We start from the raw sequence: 16,264 nt of genomic DNA on the forward strand, positions 1-16,264 counted from the left end.
CCGAGAAAAGGCGTCATGTCGTGAAGGGGCCGGGAGCGATCCCGGCAAAGGGCGTGACGTGCGAAGGCCCGCCGTCGGCCCGGTGCCGCGTCAGGCCGCCTCGCTCTTGGGCAGCTTGGAAACGAGGCTGAGGCCGATATCCATGCCTTCGAGCTGGAAATGCGGGCGCAGATGGAACCGGGCGCCGTAATAGCCGGGGTTCTCCTCGTCGGGGAAAACCTCGACGCGGGCCTCGGCGAGCGGTCGCTTGGCCTTGGCCTCGTCGGTCGAGTTGTGCGGATCGCCGTCGACGTAGTTGTAGATCCAGGTCTGCAGCCAGTTCTGCAGCTTTTCCTGCTCCTTGTATGTGCCGATGTGGTCGCGGACCATCTGCTTGAGGTAATGGGCGAAGCGCGAGACCGCGAACATGTAGGTGAGACGCGAGGAGAGGTTGTCGGAGGCCGTCGCCTCGGCGTCGTCGTAGGCCTTCGGGCGATAGAGCGACTGGGCGCCGATGAAAGCCGCCTTGTCGGTGTTCTTGCGATGAATCAGCGGCAACAGGCCGGCCTTCGACAGCTCCGCCTCGCGCCGATCGGAGATGGCGATCTCGGTCGGACATTTGAGGTCGATCATCTTGCCGTCGACGGCATCGGGCTCGCTGGTCGAAAAGGCATGGGTCGGAAGGTCGGAGACCTCGCCGCCGGAGTTGACGCCACGGATGCGCACCGTCCAGCCATAGTCCTTGAACGCCCGGTTGATGTTCGCCGCATAGGTATAGGCGGCGTTCATCCAGGCGTATTTCTGCCCGGCATGGCCGTCGGTCTCCTCCTCGAAGCCGAACTCCTCGACGGGCACCGACTTCGCCCCGTAGGGCTCGCGGGAGAGGACGCGCGGCATGCAGAGGCCGAGATAGCGGGAGTTCTCCGAATCCCGCAGCGCGTTCCAGGCGGCGAAATCGGGGGTGTCCAGCAGGGTCGAGATGTCGCGCGGTTTGGAGAGTTCGGTCCAGCTTTCCATGTCGAGGAGAGCCGGGCCGGCGGAGGCGACGAAGGGGCAGTGGGAGGCCGCGGCGATCTTGCCGAGATTGCGCAGCAGCGCGATGTCGGTCGGGGACTTCTCGAAGGCGTAGTCGCCGATCAGCGCGCCATAGGGCTGGCCGCCGAGCTGGCCGAACTCGGCCTCGTAGATTTCCTTGAACAGCGGGCTCTGGTCCCATCGGGCGCCGCGATAGCTGTCCAGCTCGCGATAGAGTTCCGTCTTGCCGACGTTCATCACCTTCAGCTTGAGATTGGCGTCGGTCTCGGAATGGGTGACGAGATATTCGAGGCCGCGCCACGCACTCTCGATTTCCTGGAACGTCGGATGATGGATGATCGCATTGACCTGGGCAGAGAGCGCGTCGTCGATCCGGCCGATCAGCGATCCGAGCGTCTCGTAGACGTCGCTCGATATGAGATCGCGATTCTCCAGCGCCTCGGCGATCAGCGTGTCGAAAGCGCGATCGACTTCGTCCGACCGCGCCTCCGACTTCGTCGGATTGATGCTCTGCTTCAGCGCCGCGGCGAAGGCGTCCGCCTGGTTTTCCTCGGCATGGACCGGCTCCGGCTGGAGCTCTGCGGCGGTCGACTGCGTCTCGCTCATCGGGCGGTCTTTCCTCTCGTCGTCTCGTCAGGCGTCGTCGCCCGGCTCTCGCGAGCCGGACGGACTCGTGGCCTCGGCAACGGGCTGGACGGCGGCGCGCTCCTTGAGCGTCGCCATCAGAGTCGTGTCGTTCAGAAGCCTGCGCAGCATGTCTTCCGCTTCGACGCGGCCGGTCATGTAGCTGCGAAGGTTCGAAAGCTGCTTGCGGGCTTCGAGCAGCCGATTGAGCGCCGGCACGTTTTTGGCGACGGCGGCCGGACCGAAGTCGTCCATCGACTTGAAGCCGAGTTCGACCGACAGCCTGTCGCTGCTCCCCTCCTTCAGCTTGTCTTCGACGGCGAAGCGAACGGCGGGTTTCACCTTGCCGATGAACTCGTCGAACGTGTCCATGTCCACGTGTTCGAAGGACCGCTCGCCGACCGGCGGCTTTTCCCTCGGGGAGGCGTTGCCGGAGAGGTCGGCCATCACGCCCATGACGAACGGCAGTTCGATCCGGCGGTTGGAATCGTGCGGATCCTCGTAGGAGATCTGCACCCGGGGCGGCCGGTTGCGTTTGAGAAAGCGCTGACCGGAATCGGAGGCCATGGCTCGATGCTCCCTGGCGTTGCGTCACGTAAGCAAGCCAGAGTTGAAAAAGAAAGTCAAACAAAACCTATGCAAGAAAATACGGTTGCGGCGCACCGGCGCGTGGTCAGCTCTCGACCGGGCGGAGCGTGGGAAAGAGCTCCGGCAGAAGCGCCAGAAAATCTCGCCCGATGAGCGCGCGAGCCCGCGCCAGAAGCACCGGCACGGGGCTTGATGGCTCGACAAGCCGGAAATGGGCTTCGACGCTGGCGATCAGCACGACCGCCGCCTCCCGGTTGGGGGCCTCGAACGCCCGTCGTGGCGGGACGCGCGAGCCTGCCCCGGCGCCGGGATCGATGCCGGCGCCATGGGCGGTCTCACTGAGCGCCGTCAGCCGTTCCAGATCGAGCGCGAACCCGGCGGGGCTGTCGAGGCCGAGCGAGGCGGAGGCGATCATACCGGGGGCGAGAAGTTGCAAAGCCTCGATCAGTGGCCGGCCGATCAGCCTGCGCGCCTGATGCGTCAGGAGCAGCGCCGGCGAGGAGGGTTCGGCCCGCGCGAAATAGGTCTCGGCCGCAAGCAGCGCCGCGGATGCCTCGCCGTGATCGCCGATGGGAACGGTGGCGAGTGCCTGAACGGGACGGGGCGTCGCGGGCGCGTGCGCCGCTTCGCCGGGTGTCGCCGCGCCGGGCGTGCCACGATCCGGCGCCTTTCCGCTCGCCTCGTCGAGAAGGGCGGCGATCCGCGCGACGACGGCGAGGAACGCCTTCATCTGCGGCGCAGATCCGCCATGGCCATGGGCTCCGAAACTCGCCCCGACCGCGTCGAAACTCTCGCGGACGCAAGCGAGTGCGCCCCGCGTCGTCGCCACCGCCGCTTCGTTCGCGGGATCGGCGATGGCAGCCCGGATCGTCGCCTCGTCCGGCGTCGTCTCGTTCTCCGGCCCCCTGGCTTCGCCGATGGCGAAGACGAAATGACGAAAGCGGACGACGTCGGCACGCCGATCACGCAGGAGCGGGACGAATTGCAGCGGGATCGGACCGGAGATCGGCGGTTCGAAGCTCTCGAATTCCACGCGGCGCTGCGCGACGGAGCGTGGGTGGACGTCTTCCCACCGGGCATCCAGCAGCTTGGCTGCGAGGGCGATCTCCTCTGCGAAGCCGCGAAGGTCACCGGCAAGGAGGCGGAGCCTGGCCTGAACAAGCAGGAAACGAAGGTCGCGGGAGCGCGCGAGCAGCGCCGCGATGACCGTCTCCTCCTCGCGGAGCTTGATGTCCCGAGGCTCGAAGGGCAGGCCATCCTCGCGGATCAGCCGCCCGCCGGACAGTCGCGCCGGCGACAAGACGTCGATCCGGTCGCGAAAGGTCAGGAATTGCGGATCGCCCGCCTCGACGAGGTCCGGGCCGCAGGGCGACTCGTTCGAGAGGGGCGCGAGAATCGCGATCGGCTCCGGCATCGCTCGCCGCTCTCCGCCGCTAGCGCACGCTCACCCGCATCTCCACCCGGCGATTGACGGGATCGTAGGGATCGGAAACCCGCGGCACGCGTTCGCCGAGGCCGACCGCTTCGATCTTCTCGGGCGCGATGCCGCGGGCGAGAAGATAGCTTCGGACGGAAGCGGCTCGCCGTCGCGACAGCTCTTCGTTGTACCAGTCCTCCCCCCTGGCATCGGTATGGCCCTCGATGACGAATCCCACGGCACTGAGGCGCCGATCGGCGAGCGCGGCGGCCATTTCGTCGAGGTTCTCCCGAGCGGTATAGGTGAGGGCGGCCGAATCGAGGTCAAAATTGATCAGCATGTCGAAGCCCTTCGGGCGCGCTTTCGCCCGGCATTCGGATTCGAGCCCGACGCAGATCCCGCGGGTGCCGGCGAGCCGCATCGAGCGGGACTTGCCGAGCCCCTGCACTTCGTCGGCGGATTTCGCCAGGAAGTCGGCGACCTGGCGGCGGTCGTAGGCCGGATCCGCGCCGGCCGGATCGACGATCCAGAACGGCGCCGCAGCCACTGACGCCAGGCAGATCGACACGATCGATCCTCTCCCCATGATGATCCTCGTCGCCTGTCTCTCTCGTATTGATTGCAGTAATTTACGTCCATGCAATCAAAAGTGTCAACGACGGGCTCGGCGCGCGGTCACGCCGCACCGGCTCCGCCGGCGCGGAGAAACGAAGGCGATGGGAGATGCTGCGTTCGGTGCGCGAGTGGCACAGCCGACAAGGCGCCGGCGCGGTCGTGCGATCGAGCGCGAAGGCCGGCCCGTCGGCGCGGACGAAGCCGGTGAGGGCGAGGTTGCCGAACCGCGCGGCCGAGCCGGGCGGGTGACCTCGTGTCAGGCCGGACGGGGCCCGAGTTCGGCGAAGGCCGGAAAGCGGTCCGGAAAGGCCGCGAGCCAGGTCGCCAGGGCGGGGCGTTCGGCTTCGAGCTTGCCCTTGAAGCGGAAGGACATCCATCCGAGCAGGCCGGCGACCGCGAAATCCGCCGTCGTCAAGCGCTCGGGCAGGTCGGCCAGGAGGGTTTCGAGCGCCGCAAGACCGCGATCGGCCTTGCGCATCTGCAGATCGACCCAAGGTTTGTGACGCCTGTCTTCAGGCCGGTAGCGCTCCTCGTAGACGGTGAGGATCAGCGCATCGCCGATGCCGTCGGCGGTCGCCTCGATCAGCTTCACCTTGGTCCAAGCGTCGAGGGTCGCGGGCAGGAGCTGACCGCCGGTCGCCTTGTCGAAATAGTCGCAGATCGCCCGCGAATCGTAGAGGGTGGTGCCGTCGTCGAGGACGAGGGCGGGAATCTTGCCGAGCGGATTGGCGGCGATCAGATCGGCGGGCTCGGCCGTCGTGTCCACGGCGATGCTCTCGATCTCGAGGTCGCAGTGGCTGGCCGCCATGCGCACCTTGGCCGCGAAAGGGGAAGAGGAGGAATAATAGACGCGCATCGGCTGCAATCCGGATCGTGGTTCAGTATTTCGAGACGAAGCCCGGATAGTCGGCGACCGCGGCGTCCGGCGGATAGCGGCGAAGCGACTGGCAGTTGGCGCCGTAGACGTGCCACTCGTCGAGACCGAGCACGCAGCCCTCCGCCTTCCAGCCGCGAACCGGCGAGAACAGGCCGAGATAGTCGCCGGCGGCGGCAAAGCCCATCGGATATTCGACGACGTAATAGACCGTGCGCCACCTGTTGTCCGAAATCAGGGCCTTCGCCTGACAGTAGCGCCGCTCGATCGGATTGGCATCCGGATAGGGATCGCTCTTGACCTGCGGCTGGTAGGCCTTCTCGAACATCCCTTGGAACTCGAGGATTTCCAGCTTGGCTTCGAGCATGCGCGGCGCGCCGTATTCGAACTGATCCTCGACTTCGCCGAGGACCGCGGCGTCGTCGCAGGCCGGAACGTTCGAGACGACCGCTTCGCTCCGATAGGTGGACATCACGTCCGCGGCGACGGCGGGAGAGGACGCGGCGGACAGAGCGCCGAGTGTCAGGACGAAGGCCGAAAGCCGGTTCATGGTGGCAAAACTCCTGCACAACCAGATCACTTTGGCCACGAGGCTTAGCACCATTTGCCGCTCTTTGCGTGTCACGACGGCCGGGGAGGGCAATCTTTGACCGAATATGTTGCCTTGCTGCCGCGCTCCAGCACCGGAGCGAGCAGGTCGAACAGCGTCTCGGCCTCCGCGGCGAAGACGAAAGGCGGATTGATCACGGCAAGACCCGTGCCGACGAAACGCTCCTCCCGGGCGGGCGACTCGCGGCAGAATTCGGCAAAGACGATCTCGGCCGGAGCGACGGCCGCGAGGGCTTCCTTGAGCCTTTCCACCATCGCCGGCTTCTTGATCGGATACCAGACGGCGTAGACGCCGCCACGCCAGCGCGCCAACGCCTTCTGCAGAGCCGCCGCGATGTCCTCGACCTCGCTGACCTTTTCGAAGGGCGGGTCGACGAGCACGATTCCGCGCTTTTCCTTCGGCGGCACGTGGGCGCCGAGCGCCAGCCAGCCGTCGAGGGCGATCGCCTTCACAGCGGTGTCGCCGGCAAACAGCGATCGAAGCTTCGGGCCGTCCTGCGGGTGCAATTCATAGGCCGACAGCCGGTCCTGCGGGCGTAAAAGCCGCCGGGCGATCAGGGGCGACCCGGGATAGCGGCGCATTGCGAAATCCGGCGCCACGATCGACCAGTAGTCGGCCAGAAGCGGGTGTGCGCGGATTGCGGGATCGGCGTCGGCCAGGGCGGCGATCCCGGATTCATGCTCCAGCGTCCGCGCCGCCTCGTCGCCGTCGAGATCGTAGAGCCCCGGCCCGGCATGGGTGTCGTAGATCCGGATCGCCCCGTCCTTGCGCTGCAGATAGCGCACCAGCCGGCAGAACAGCGCATGCTTGACGACGTCGGCAAAATTGCCGGCATGGAAGGCGTGTCGATAGTTCAAGGTTCAGATCCGCTCGATCCGCTTCGACCCTTCGTCGCCCGACCGTCCGTGCCACGCGAACACAACGTTCATCGCGCTTCTCGTTCTGTTGCGACGCACCAAATGGAGGGCGAACGACCGATCGCACACCCTCGTGCGATCTCCCTTTCCAGCTCGCGACGAGCCCAGCGAAGGACTTCCGCTATCATGAAATACGACCGTCTCCTACAGCCTTACGATCTCGGACCGATAGGCCTGAAGAACCGTGTCGTCATGGCGCCGCTCACCCGCAGCCGCGCGACCAGCGACGGTGTGCCGAAGGACATGCATGTCGACTATTATCGCCAGCGCGCGAGCGCCGGACTGATCATCACGGAGGCCACCAACATCTCGCCCGAAGGCCGCGGCTATGCCTGGACCCCGGGCATCTTCAACGACGAGCAGGTCGCCGCCTGGAAGACGGTGACCGACGCCGTGCATGAAGAAGGCGGCAAGATCGTGCTGCAGCTCTGGCATGTTGGCCGCGTCTCCCATCCCGACCTGCAGCCGGGTGGCGCTCTGCCCGTCGCCCCCTCGGCCATCGCACCGAAGATGCAGGCTTTCACCGAAAGCGGAATGAAGGACGCGGTGACGCCGCGAGCGCTCGAAGCGAGCGAATTGCCACGCGTCGTCGAGGACTTCGTCAAGGCGACGGAGAATTCCAAGGCGGCCGGCTTCGACGGCGTCGAGATCCACTCGGCCAACGGCTATCTGCTCGACCAGTTCCTGCGCGACGGCGCCAACCGGCGCGACGACGACTATGGCGGCTCGATCGAGAACCGGCTGCGCTTCCCGCTGATGGTCGTCGACGCGGTGACGGAGGTCTTCGGACCGGAGCGCACCGGCATCCGCATCTCGCCGGTCTCGCCCGCCAACGATTTGAAGGATTCCGATCCCGAAGCGGTGTTCACCGCCTATGTGAAGGCGCTTTCGGCGCGCCGCCTCGCCTATCTCCACGTGATCGAAGGCGCCACCCGCGGCGACCGCGACCCGCATGCCTTCAAGGCCTGGTCGCTGCGCCGGCATTTCGACGGCACCTACATGGGCAACAACAACTACACGCCGGAGCTTGCCGAAGAGCGCCTGGAGAAGGGGGAAATCGACCTCGCCTGCTTCGGCCGGCCGTTCATCTCCAATCCCGATCTGGTCGAGCGCATCCGCCTCGGCGCGCCGCTCGCCGGCTGGAACGAGAAGACCTTCTACGGCGGCGACGAGACCGGCTACACCGATTACCCGGCGCTGACGGACGAGGAAAAGCAGCGGTACGCCAGCGCTGGCTGATTGAGAAGCGGCCCTTCCAAACTGCGGACTGTAACGGACCCATAACGCATTGCGTTATGGGTCCCGATGCGTCATGCTAGACCAATGATCCGGAGCTTTGCCGATTCCGAAACGCAACTGGTCTGGGCAGGCAGGCGAAGCCGCAAGCTTCCGCCAGACATACAGTCGGTGGCCCTGCGCAAGCTGCGTATGATCAATCAAGCACAGTCTCTGCACGATCTGCGGGTGCCTCCGGGGAACCATTTGGAAGCGCTCAAAGGCCGTCGAAAGGGCCAGCACAGTATCCGGGTTAATCAGCAGTGGCGGATCTGCTTTAATTGGGAGGATGGAGGACCGAGTAATGTCGGAATTGTCGACTATCATGACTGAACTTCTGCCGAACCCGCACCCCGGGGAGATCCTGCTGGAAGAATTTTTGCGGCCGATGGGCGTCAGTCAGAATGCCTTGGCGCGCGCGGTGCACGTCCCGCCGCGGCGGATCAACGAGATCGTCTTGGGCAAGCGATCGATGAGCGCAGACACCGACTTACGTCTTGCGAAGTACTTCGGCATGTCCGAAGGGTTCTTCCTCGGTCTGCAGGCGGACTACGACCTGATGGAACGCCGGCGAGAGATCGAGGCTGATCTCGAGTCGATCGAGCCCCGGGCGGCCTGACCGACAAGAGGCGCCGCATCTTACGCCACGTGGGCCGCTGACACCGACAGGCTCCCGCGCCCCCTCACAAGGCCAGCGCTGCCCGCTCTTCCGTGTCCTCGCTGCCCGGCCTTGCCGTCTCCGCCGCCTCTCCGAAGACGTGGCCGACGCCGATGAGGATCGGCCGGTCGAGGCCGATGGCGGCGACGATGTCTGCGAGATCGGCGAGGCGTCCCGCCGCGCGGGTCTCGTCCTCGCGCGACAGGTTGGCGGCGACGCCGACCGGCGTTTGCGGCGAAAGGCCGTCGGCGATGAGGCGCGCGGCGATCCGGCCGGCCATGCGGCCGCCCATGTAGAAGATCGTCGTCGCATTGGGCTTGGCGAGCGCCGGCCAGTCGACGTCCTCCGGCAGGCCGCCTTTCTTCGAATGACCGGTGACGAAGCGCAGCTCCTGGGCATGGTCGCGATGGGTGAGCGAGACGTTGAAGCTCGCCGCCAGCGCCGAGGCGGCGGTGATGCCCGGCACGATCGAGACGGGAATGCCCTCGGCCTTCAGCTCCTTCAACTCCTCGCCGGCCCGGCCGAACACCGAGACGTCGCCCGACTTCAGTCGCACCACCGACTTGCCGGCCTTGGCGAACTGCACCATCAGCGCGTTGATGTCCTCCTGCCGGCAGCTCTCGCGGCTTGCCCGCTTGCCAACCAGCATGCGCTTGGCCTCGCGGCGGGCGAGTTCGAGGACCCCGTCGGAGACGAGATCGTCGAACAGGATGACGTCGGCCGCCTGTAGCGCGCGCACGGCCTTCAGCGTCAGAAGCTCGGCCTCACCGGGGCCGGCCCCGACCAGCGTGACCTTGCCGACCTTCGGCCCGGAGGCGCCCTCGGGCGCCGCGGCGATGGCCTCGATCAACCGGCCGGCCTCGGCCTCGTCGCCGGCTTCCGGCGCGCGGGTCAGGAAGGCCTTGTCGGTGAAGCGTTCCCAGAAGGCCCGGCGTTCGAGACCGGGGGCGAGCCGATCCATCGTGGCGTCGCGCAGCTTGGCGGCAAGTCCCGCCCAGCCGGACAGGGCAGGGGGCAGCAGGGTCTCGATCCGGCGGCGGATGGCCTGGCCGAGGATCGGCGCCGCGCCGAAGGTCGAGATGCCGACGACGACCGGCGAGCGGTTGACGATCGAGCCGAAGGCGAAGTCGCAAAAGGCCGGCTTGTCGACGACGTTGACGGGGATCGAGGCGGCCCGCGCCGCGCAGGCGAAGGCCTGGCCCTCGGCCTCCTCCTCGGTGTCGAGGATGGCGAGGGCGAAACGCTCCGCGCGCAGGGTGAAGACGTCCAGCGCCCAGGGGCGGTGGTGATGCCGGATGCGCCCGGATTGCGGCTCGTCCCCGGTGCCGATTTCGGCGAGCAGCCCCGCCATCTCCGCGTCGAGGTCTTCGGCCGGGGCATAGAGTTCCACGCGGGCGCCGGAGGCCGCCAGCACTTCCGCCTTCCAGGCGGCCGCCGCGGAACCGCCCGCCATCAGGACGCTGCGTCCCTTCAGCGAGAAGAACACCGGCAGCGTCGCCAGCGCGCCCATGCGCTTGGGGCGGGCAGGCGTCGGGTCCTTTCTCGGGGGCGCGATCGGCGTCAGAGACATGGCGGGTTCCATCTTCCTCGATGCCGACGAAGATAGGTCGGCGGCGTCGGTGTTGGCGAGGGTGCATTTTTCGCAATTGCGAAGGAAATGGCAAGTTCATGCTCGCGATCGCCCCGGCTCCTTCCCGGGCGGTCCGCCTTCCGCCCTTGCGCCGCGGGACCGCCCGGCGATAGAGGTCGGCAATCTTTCAGGCCGCAACCATCGAGGCCGAGACGGGAGCCCGCTCATGCCGAACGTCGATCCGCAAACGCTGCCCTATCGCCCCTGCGTCGGCATCATGGTGCTCAACGTGTCGGGATTGGCATGGGCCGGGCGCCGGCTGGTCGAGGACGAGGGGGAGATGACCGGGGCCGAGAAGCTCTGGCAGATGCCGCAAGGCGGCATCGACGCGGGCGAGGACGCGCTGGAGGCGGCGCGGCGCGAACTCTACGAGGAGACCGGCATGAAGACCGTCTCCTATCTCGCCGAGACCGACGGCTGGATCACCTATGATCTGCCGGCCGACCTCGTCGGCGTCGCCTTCAAGGGCAAGTATCGCGGCCAGAAACAGCGCTGGTTCGCCTTCAGATTCGAAGGCGATGAATCAGAGATTGCGATCAACCCGCCGCCGGGCGGCCACGACGCCGAGTTCGATCGCTGGGGCTGGAAGACGATGGACGAACTGCTCGACGAGATCGTGCCGTTCAAGCGGGAAGTTTACGAACGGGTCGTTGCAGCGTTCCGGCATCTCGGCCGATAAGCGGCCCCGCCCCGTCGCACCGGAGCGGAAGACGTCCCCACATGCGGCGACGGCGGCAACGCAAAAGCCCGGCGCGCTGTCCGCCCGGGCTTCGGTTGTCATGGATCGGGAATGGTCGGGCGCGGCGCCCGGCGTCAGCCCGCCAGGCCGGCGCGCGCTTCACGCAGCTGGTCGAGCGCGTGCTGAGCCTTGGCCTTGGCCTCCACGCCTTCCGCATCGGCGACGTCTTCCTCGGCATCCTTGATGCTCTGGTCGAGCGCGGCCATGTCGACCTCGTCGGCCGGCTCGGCATGCTCGGCCAGCAGCGTCAGGCCATTCTCGTTGACGTCGGCGAAGCCGCCGCGCACGAAGATGCGCTGCTCGGCCCCGCTCTCCGGCGTGACCAGCACGATGCCGGGCTTGATCGTCGTCATCACCGGAGCGTGTTTCGCCATCACCGTGAAGAAGCCCTCGGAGCCCGGAACCGACACCGCCGTCACGGTCTCCGACATCAGGAGCTTTTCCGGGGAGACGAGTTCAAACTGGAAGCTGTCGGCCATCTTGCGTCTCTTTCATGGCGGCATCGAAGTGGCGCGTCGCCGTCTCGAACTTGTCGCGGCAGCCGGGATTGCAGAAGCCGACGACCGCGCCGTTGTAAATCGTCAGAGAATCGCCCGCGATCGGCTTTCCCGACCACGGGCAGGTCTCGTTGATCGCGTCCTCCATGCGAAGGGCGCGATCGTCGCTCATCAGGCGGCGTCCTGCGCCAGCTTCTTGGCCTTCTCGACCGCCATCTCGATCGAGCCGACCATGTAGAAGGCGGCCTCGGGAAGATGGTCGTATTCGCCGTTGACCAGGCCCTTGAAGGATTTGATCGTGTCTTCCAGCGGAACCAGCTGGCCCGGCGAGCCGGTGAACACCTCGGCGACGAAGAAGGGCTGCGACAGGAAGCGCTCGATCTTGCGGGCGCGGGCCACCGTCAGCTTGTCCTCTTCGGACAGCTCGTCCATGCCGAGAATGGCGATGATGTCCTGCAGCGACTTGTACTTCTGCAGCACCTGCTGGACGTTCCGGGCCACGTCGTAATGCTCTTCGCCGATGATCATCGGCGACAGCATGCGCGAGGTGGAGTCCAGCGGATCCACGGCCGGATAGATGCCCTTTTCCGAGATCGCGCGGTTGAGCACCGTCGTCGCGTCGAGATGGGCGAAGGAGGTCGCCGGCGCCGGGTCGGTCAGATCATCGGCGGGCACGTAGATGGCCTGCACCGAGGTGATCGAACCGGTGGTCGTCGTGGTGATCCGCTCCTGCATCGCGCCCATGTCGGTGGCGAGCGTCGGCTGGTAGCCCACCGCCGAGGGAATGCGGCCGAGCAGCGCCGACACTTCCGAGCCGGCCTGGGTGAAGCGGAAGATGTTGTCGACGAAGAACAACACGTCCTGACCCTGGTCGCGGAAATGCTCGGCGATGGTGAGGCCGGTCAGCGCGACGCGGGCGCGGGCGCCGGGCGGCTCGTTCATCTGGCCGTAGACGAGAGCGGCCTTGGAGCCCTCGGCCGAGCCTTCGTGCTCGTGCGGGTCCTTGTTGACGCCCGATTCGATCATCTCGTGATAGAGATCGTTGCCCTCGCGGGTGCGCTCGCCGACGCCGGCGAAGACCGAATAGCCGCCATGGGCCTTAGCGACGTTGTTGATCAGCTCCTGGATCAGCACCGTCTTGCCGACGCCGGCGCCGCCGAACAGGCCGATCTTGCCGCCGCGGGCATAAGGCGCCAGCAGGTCGATGACCTTGATGCCGGTGACCAGGATCTGGCTCTCCGGCGACTGCTCGATATAGGCCGGGGCCGACTGGTGGATGGCGCGCTTCGACTCGTAGGAGATCGGGCCGACCTCGTCGATCGGCTCGCCGATGACGTTCATGATGCGGCCGAGCGTGCCGTCACCGACCGGAACCATGATCGGCTCGCCGGTGTCGACGACTTCCTGGCCGCGGACCAGACCCTCGGTCAGATCCATGGCGATGCAGCGCACGGTGTTCTCGCCGAGATGCTGGGCGACCTCGAGAACGAGGCGGATGCCGTGGTTGTCGCATTCGAGCGCGTTCAGGATCTGCGGCAGCTTGTCGTCGAACTCGACGTCGACGACGGCGCCGATCACCTGATGGACGCGGCCTACGTTTTTGTCAGCCATTCTGAAAGGCCTCCTCTCGATCGGTGTCAGAGCGCTTCGGCGCCCGAAATGATTTCGACCAGTTCCGTCGTGATCTGCGCCTGGCGCTGGCGGTTGTAGGAGATCGACAGCTTGTCGATCATGTCGCCGGCGTTGCGCGTCGCGTTGTCCATGGCGCTCATCCGCGCGCCCTGTTCGGAGGCGGCGTTCTCGAGCATTGCATGCAGGATCTGGACCTTGATGTTGCGCGGGATCAGGGCGTCGAGAATGGCGGCCGGTTCCGGCTCGTATTCGTAGACCGACGCCGCGCCCTTTTCCTCCGCCTCACCCGCGCCCGAAAGATCGGCGGGGATGATCTGCTGGGCGGTCGGAACCTGGGTGATGACGTTCTGGAATTCCGAATAGACGATCGAGCAGACGTCGAACTCGCCCTTGGCGAACAGCTCCATCACCCTCTCGCCCAGCATGTCGGCCTCGGTGAAGCCGATCTGCTTGACGTCGCGAAAGTCGACCCGGTCGACGATCTTGCCGGACAGGTCGCGGCGCATCATGTCCCAGGCCTTCTTGCCGACGGCCAGGAACTTGACGGTCTTGCCCTCGGCTTCGAGCTGGCGCTGGCGCTGGCGGGCCAGCTTGACGATCGAGGCGTTGAACCCGCCGGCCAGACCGCGCTCGGCGGTGAAGACGACGAGGAGATGCGTCTCGTCCTTGCCGGTGCCGACCATCAGCGGCGGGCCGTCGCCTTCGACGGCGCCGGCGATGTTGGCCAGAACGGCGGCCATGCGATCGGCATAGGGCCTCGCGGCCGCCGCCGCTTCTTCGGCCCGACGCAGCTTCGCCGCCGCGACCATCTGCATGGCCTTGGTGATCTTCTGCGTGGATTTGACCGACGCGATGCGGTTTCGAAGGTCCTTCAGTGATGCCATGGTCTGGCGCAGTCTCCCGCTGGCGCGGCCTTGCCCGGATCGCCGGACAAGGCCTCATGCCTCGTTTTCCGGATCAGGCGAAGGTCTTGGCGAAGGAATCGATCGCGGACTTCAACTTTCCGCGCAGATCGTCCGACAGCGCCTTTTCCTTGGCGATCTGATCGAGCACGTCCTTGTGCTCGCTGCGCATCGCACCGAGAAGTCCCTGCTCGAACTCGCCGACCTGCGAGATCTTCAGCTTGTCGAGATAGCCCTGCGTGCCGGCGAAGATCACCACCACCTGCTCTTCGGTCTTCAGCGGCGAGAACTGCGGCTGCTTGAGCAGCTCCGTCAGGCGGGCGCCTCGGTTGAGCAGCCGCTGGGTCGCCGCGTCGAGGTCGGAGCCGAACTGCGCGAAGGCGGCCATCTCGCGATACTGGGCGAGCTCGCCCTTGATCGAGCCGGCAACCTGCTTCATCGCCTTGACCTGAGCGGCCGAGCCGACGCGCGAGACCGACAGGCCGACGTTCACCGCCGGACGGATGCCCTGGTAGAACAGGGTGGTCTCGAGGAAGATCTGGCCGTCGGTGATCGAGATCACGTTGGTCGGGATGTAGGCCGAGACGTCGCCCGCCTGGGTCTCGATGACCGGCAGCGCGGTGAGCGAGCCGGCCCCGTGGTCGTCGCCCATCTTGGCGGCGCGCTCGAGCAGGCGCGAATGCAGGTAGAAGACGTCGCCCGGATAGGCTTCGCGGCCCGGCGGACGGCGCAGGAGCAGCGACATCTGGCGATAGGACACGGCCTGCTTGGACAGATCGTCGTAGCCGATCACGGCATGCATGCCGTTGTCGCGGAAGTACTCGCCCATCGCGCAGCCGGTGAAGGGCGCGATGTACTGCATCGGCGCGGGATCGGAAGCGGTGGCGGCGATCACGATGGAATAGGCCATCGCACCGCGCTCTTCGAGCGTCCGGACGAACTGGGCGACGGTGGAGCGCTTCTGGCCGACGGCGACGTAGATGCAGAAGAGCTTGTCGTTCTCGCGGTTCTCGTCGTGCGCCGGCTTCTGGTTGAGGAAGGTGTCGAGCAGGATCGCGGTCTTGCCGGTCTGGCGGTCGCCGATGACCAGCTCGCGCTGGCCGCGGCCGATCGGGATCAGCGCGTCGATGGCCTTCAGGCCGGTCGACATCGGCTCGTGCACCGACTTGCGCGGGATGATGCCCGGCGCCTTGACGTCGACGCGGCGGCGGTCGGCGCCCTCGATCGGGCCCTTGCCGTCGATCGGGTTGCCGAGACCGTCGACGACGCGGCCGAGCAGGCCCTTGCCGACCGGCACTTCCACGATCGCGCCGGTGCGCTTGACCGTGTCGCCTTCCTTGATCTCGCGGTCGGAGCCGAAGATCACGACGCCGACGTTGTCGGCTTCGAGGTTCAGCGCCATGCCCTGGATGCCGCCGGGGAATTCGACCATCTCGCCGGCCTGGCAGTTGTCGAGGCCGTAGACGCGGGCGATGCCGTCACCGACCGACAGAACCTGGCCGACTTCCGAGACTTCCGCCTCGTTGCCGAAGTTCTTGATCTGGTTCTTCAGAATCGCGGAAATTTCCGCGGCGCGGATGTCCATCAGCCGACCTCTTTCAGTGCAAGCTTGAGCGAATTGAGTTTGGAGCGGAGCGAGGTGTCGATCTGGCGCGAGCCGATCTTGACGATCAGCCCGCCGAGGATCCCGGGATCGACCGTCTCGCGCATCGTCACCGTCTTTCCGGCATAGGAGCCGAGCGCTTCGGCGAGGGCGCTGCGCTGTCCGTCGTCGAGCGGATGGGCGCTTGTCACCTCGGCCTCGACCTCGCCGCGATGCGTGGCGCAGAGCTCACGGAAGCGGCGGATCATGCCGGGAAGGACGAACAGACGCCGGTTGCCGGCCACCACCTTGAGGAAATTGCCGGTCAGCGCGCTCGGGCCGGTCTCGGCGACGATCGCCTCGATGGCACGAAGCTGCTCGTCCGACGAGAAGGCCGGGCTTTCCACCAGACGGCGGAAATCGGCGTTTTCCTGGATCAGGGCGTCGAAGGACTGAAGCTCGGATTCGACCGTCGCGAGCGCGTTCTCTTCGAGTGCGAGTTCGAACAGGGACTGGGCGTAGCGGTCTGCGACCCCCGAAACGGGAGAGGATGATTGTGCCACGGACGACCGTTTCTCTTTCGCGTTTCCTCAACACCCGCTGCGCGTGACTTGCGATACGCTTTAAGGCGTTGAAACCGTTGGTTGGATGCTAGCGGACTGCCAACGTTGCGCCGGCCCTCCCCCTTGA

Annotated in this window: 18 protein-coding genes; 4 read left to right on the top strand and 14 right to left on the bottom strand. The window is 66.3% G+C overall.

Annotation, left to right across the window (positions count from 1 at the left end; genetic code table 11):
• Positions 1-90: 90 nt before the first annotated feature.
• The 7 genes from tssC to LZD57_RS14850 all read right to left on the bottom strand — a co-directional run bounded on the left by tssC (position 91) and on the right by LZD57_RS14850 (position 6,599).
• Positions 91-1,620, bottom strand: coding sequence for a type VI secretion system contractile sheath large subunit (gene tssC, locus LZD57_RS14820; protein WP_233720257.1), 1,530 nt, complete (start codon positions 1,618-1,620; stop codon positions 91-93).
• Positions 1,621-1,647: 27 nt separating this feature from the next.
• Positions 1,648-2,205, bottom strand: a complete 558-nt coding sequence (gene tssB, locus LZD57_RS14825) for a type VI secretion system contractile sheath small subunit (protein WP_233720258.1) — start codon at positions 2,203-2,205, stop codon at positions 1,648-1,650.
• A gap of 106 nt (positions 2,206-2,311) precedes the next feature.
• Complete coding sequence (locus tag LZD57_RS14830) at positions 2,312-3,640, bottom strand: type VI secretion system protein TssA (protein WP_233720259.1); 1,329 nt, start codon at positions 3,638-3,640, stop codon at positions 2,312-2,314.
• Positions 3,641-3,659: 19 nt separating this feature from the next.
• On the bottom strand, positions 3,660-4,229 hold the full coding sequence (locus LZD57_RS14835) for an OmpA family protein (protein WP_233720260.1): 570 nt from the start codon (positions 4,227-4,229) through the stop codon (positions 3,660-3,662).
• 285 nt (positions 4,230-4,514) lie between these two features.
• On the bottom strand, positions 4,515-5,114 hold the full coding sequence (locus tag LZD57_RS14840) for a glutathione S-transferase family protein (protein WP_233720261.1): 600 nt from the start codon (positions 5,112-5,114) through the stop codon (positions 4,515-4,517).
• A 22-nt stretch (positions 5,115-5,136) separates the two neighbouring features.
• On the bottom strand, positions 5,137-5,682 hold the full coding sequence (locus LZD57_RS14845; RefSeq protein WP_233720262.1) for a hypothetical protein: 546 nt from the start codon (positions 5,680-5,682) through the stop codon (positions 5,137-5,139).
• 71 nt (positions 5,683-5,753) lie between these two features.
• Positions 5,754-6,599 (bottom strand): 23S rRNA (adenine(2030)-N(6))-methyltransferase RlmJ, encoded by an 846-nt coding sequence (locus LZD57_RS14850; RefSeq protein WP_233720263.1) that lies wholly within the window; start codon positions 6,597-6,599, stop codon positions 5,754-5,756.
• Between the two features lie 186 nt (positions 6,600-6,785).
• On the opposite strand from LZD57_RS14850, the gene LZD57_RS14855 reads away from it, so the two are divergent.
• The 3 genes from LZD57_RS14855 to LZD57_RS14865 all read left to right on the top strand — a co-directional run bounded on the left by LZD57_RS14855 (position 6,786) and on the right by LZD57_RS14865 (position 8,553).
• Complete coding sequence (locus tag LZD57_RS14855) at positions 6,786-7,898, top strand: alkene reductase (protein WP_233720264.1); 1,113 nt, start codon at positions 6,786-6,788, stop codon at positions 7,896-7,898.
• 84 nt (positions 7,899-7,982) lie between these two features.
• The gene (locus LZD57_RS14860; RefSeq protein WP_233720265.1) at positions 7,983-8,267 is read left to right on the top strand and encodes a type II toxin-antitoxin system RelE/ParE family toxin; all 285 of its coding nucleotides are present in this window, start codon (positions 7,983-7,985) and stop codon (positions 8,265-8,267) included.
• Positions 8,239-8,553: a HigA family addiction module antitoxin gene (locus tag LZD57_RS14865; RefSeq protein ID WP_233720266.1), complete on the top strand. Its 315-nt coding sequence runs from the start codon at positions 8,239-8,241 to the stop codon at positions 8,551-8,553. Before LZD57_RS14860 ends, LZD57_RS14865 begins: the two co-directional genes overlap by 29 nt.
• 64 nt (positions 8,554-8,617) lie before the next feature.
• Here LZD57_RS14865 and cysG read toward each other — a convergent pair whose 3' ends face one another.
• Positions 8,618-10,162, bottom strand: coding sequence for a siroheme synthase CysG (gene cysG, locus LZD57_RS14870; RefSeq protein WP_420844819.1), 1,545 nt, complete (start codon positions 10,160-10,162; stop codon positions 8,618-8,620).
• A gap of 226 nt (positions 10,163-10,388) precedes the next feature.
• On the opposite strand from cysG, the gene LZD57_RS14875 reads away from it, so the two are divergent.
• On the top strand, positions 10,389-10,901 hold the full coding sequence (locus LZD57_RS14875; protein WP_233720267.1) for an RNA pyrophosphohydrolase: 513 nt from the start codon (positions 10,389-10,391) through the stop codon (positions 10,899-10,901).
• A 134-nt stretch (positions 10,902-11,035) separates the two neighbouring features.
• Here the strand turns inward: LZD57_RS14875 and LZD57_RS14880 are convergent, their stop codons facing one another.
• The 6 genes from LZD57_RS14880 to LZD57_RS14905 form a co-directional block, all read right to left on the bottom strand.
• Positions 11,036-11,440, bottom strand: coding sequence for a F0F1 ATP synthase subunit epsilon (locus LZD57_RS14880; RefSeq protein WP_233720268.1), 405 nt, complete (start codon positions 11,438-11,440; stop codon positions 11,036-11,038).
• Positions 11,418-11,606: a glutathione S-transferase gene (locus LZD57_RS14885; protein WP_420844820.1), complete on the bottom strand. Its 189-nt coding sequence runs from the start codon at positions 11,604-11,606 to the stop codon at positions 11,418-11,420. The genes LZD57_RS14880 and LZD57_RS14885 overlap by 23 nt, the downstream gene beginning before the upstream one ends.
• A gap of 23 nt (positions 11,607-11,629) precedes the next feature.
• Positions 11,630-13,069 carry a F0F1 ATP synthase subunit beta gene (gene atpD, locus LZD57_RS14890; RefSeq protein ID WP_233720270.1) on the bottom strand — a complete coding sequence of 480 codons (1,440 nt, stop codon included), beginning with the start codon at positions 13,067-13,069 and terminating at the stop codon, positions 11,630-11,632.
• A gap of 26 nt (positions 13,070-13,095) precedes the next feature.
• On the bottom strand, positions 13,096-13,974 hold the full coding sequence (locus LZD57_RS14895) for a F0F1 ATP synthase subunit gamma (RefSeq protein WP_233720271.1): 879 nt from the start codon (positions 13,972-13,974) through the stop codon (positions 13,096-13,098).
• 73 nt (positions 13,975-14,047) lie between these two features.
• The gene (atpA, locus tag LZD57_RS14900; RefSeq protein ID WP_233720272.1) at positions 14,048-15,577 is read right to left on the bottom strand and encodes a F0F1 ATP synthase subunit alpha; all 1,530 of its coding nucleotides are present in this window, start codon (positions 15,575-15,577) and stop codon (positions 14,048-14,050) included.
• Entirely contained in the window at positions 15,577-16,137 is a 561-nt protein-coding gene (locus tag LZD57_RS14905) for a F0F1 ATP synthase subunit delta (protein ID WP_233720273.1), read from the bottom strand. The genes atpA and LZD57_RS14905 overlap by 1 nt, the downstream gene beginning before the upstream one ends.
• Between the last annotated feature and the right edge of the window lie 127 nt (positions 16,138-16,264).

The sequence above is a fragment of the Jiella avicenniae genome, assembly GCF_021390325.1.
GTDB classification, from domain to species: Bacteria; Pseudomonadota; Alphaproteobacteria; order Rhizobiales; family Rhizobiaceae; genus Jiella; species Jiella avicenniae.

What these genes read in the sequence shown, in the direction of transcription:
- LZD57_RS14885 (WP_420844820.1), bottom strand. Translation starts at nt 11,606, where the DNA reads ATGGAGGACGCGATCAACGAGACCTGCCCGTGGTCGGGAAAGCCGATC.
- atpD (WP_233720270.1), bottom strand. Translation starts at nt 13,069, where the DNA reads ATGGCTGACAAAAACGTAGGCCGCGTCCATCAGGTGATCGGCGCCGTC.
- cysG (WP_420844819.1), bottom strand. Translation starts at nt 10,162, where the DNA reads ATGTCTCTGACGCCGATCGCGCCCCCGAGAAAGGACCCGACGCCTGCC.
- LZD57_RS14865 (WP_233720266.1), top strand. Translation starts at nt 8,239, where the DNA reads ATGTCGGAATTGTCGACTATCATGACTGAACTTCTGCCGAACCCGCAC.
- tssB (WP_233720258.1), bottom strand. Translation starts at nt 2,205, where the DNA reads ATGGCCTCCGATTCCGGTCAGCGCTTTCTCAAACGCAACCGGCCGCCC.
- LZD57_RS14845 (WP_233720262.1), bottom strand. Translation starts at nt 5,682, where the DNA reads ATGAACCGGCTTTCGGCCTTCGTCCTGACACTCGGCGCTCTGTCCGCC.
- atpA (WP_233720272.1), bottom strand. Translation starts at nt 15,577, where the DNA reads ATGGACATCCGCGCCGCGGAAATTTCCGCGATTCTGAAGAACCAGATC.
- LZD57_RS14860 (WP_233720265.1), top strand. Translation starts at nt 7,983, where the DNA reads ATGATCCGGAGCTTTGCCGATTCCGAAACGCAACTGGTCTGGGCAGGC.
- LZD57_RS14835 (WP_233720260.1), bottom strand. Translation starts at nt 4,229, where the DNA reads ATGGGGAGAGGATCGATCGTGTCGATCTGCCTGGCGTCAGTGGCTGCG.
- tssC (WP_233720257.1), bottom strand. Translation starts at nt 1,620, where the DNA reads ATGAGCGAGACGCAGTCGACCGCCGCAGAGCTCCAGCCGGAGCCGGTC.
- LZD57_RS14875 (WP_233720267.1), top strand. Translation starts at nt 10,389, where the DNA reads ATGCCGAACGTCGATCCGCAAACGCTGCCCTATCGCCCCTGCGTCGGC.
- LZD57_RS14880 (WP_233720268.1), bottom strand. Translation starts at nt 11,440, where the DNA reads ATGGCCGACAGCTTCCAGTTTGAACTCGTCTCCCCGGAAAAGCTCCTG.
- LZD57_RS14830 (WP_233720259.1), bottom strand. Translation starts at nt 3,640, where the DNA reads ATGCCGGAGCCGATCGCGATTCTCGCGCCCCTCTCGAACGAGTCGCCC.
- LZD57_RS14895 (WP_233720271.1), bottom strand. Translation starts at nt 13,974, where the DNA reads ATGGCATCACTGAAGGACCTTCGAAACCGCATCGCGTCGGTCAAATCC.
- LZD57_RS14840 (WP_233720261.1), bottom strand. Translation starts at nt 5,114, where the DNA reads ATGCGCGTCTATTATTCCTCCTCTTCCCCTTTCGCGGCCAAGGTGCGC.
- LZD57_RS14855 (WP_233720264.1), top strand. Translation starts at nt 6,786, where the DNA reads ATGAAATACGACCGTCTCCTACAGCCTTACGATCTCGGACCGATAGGC.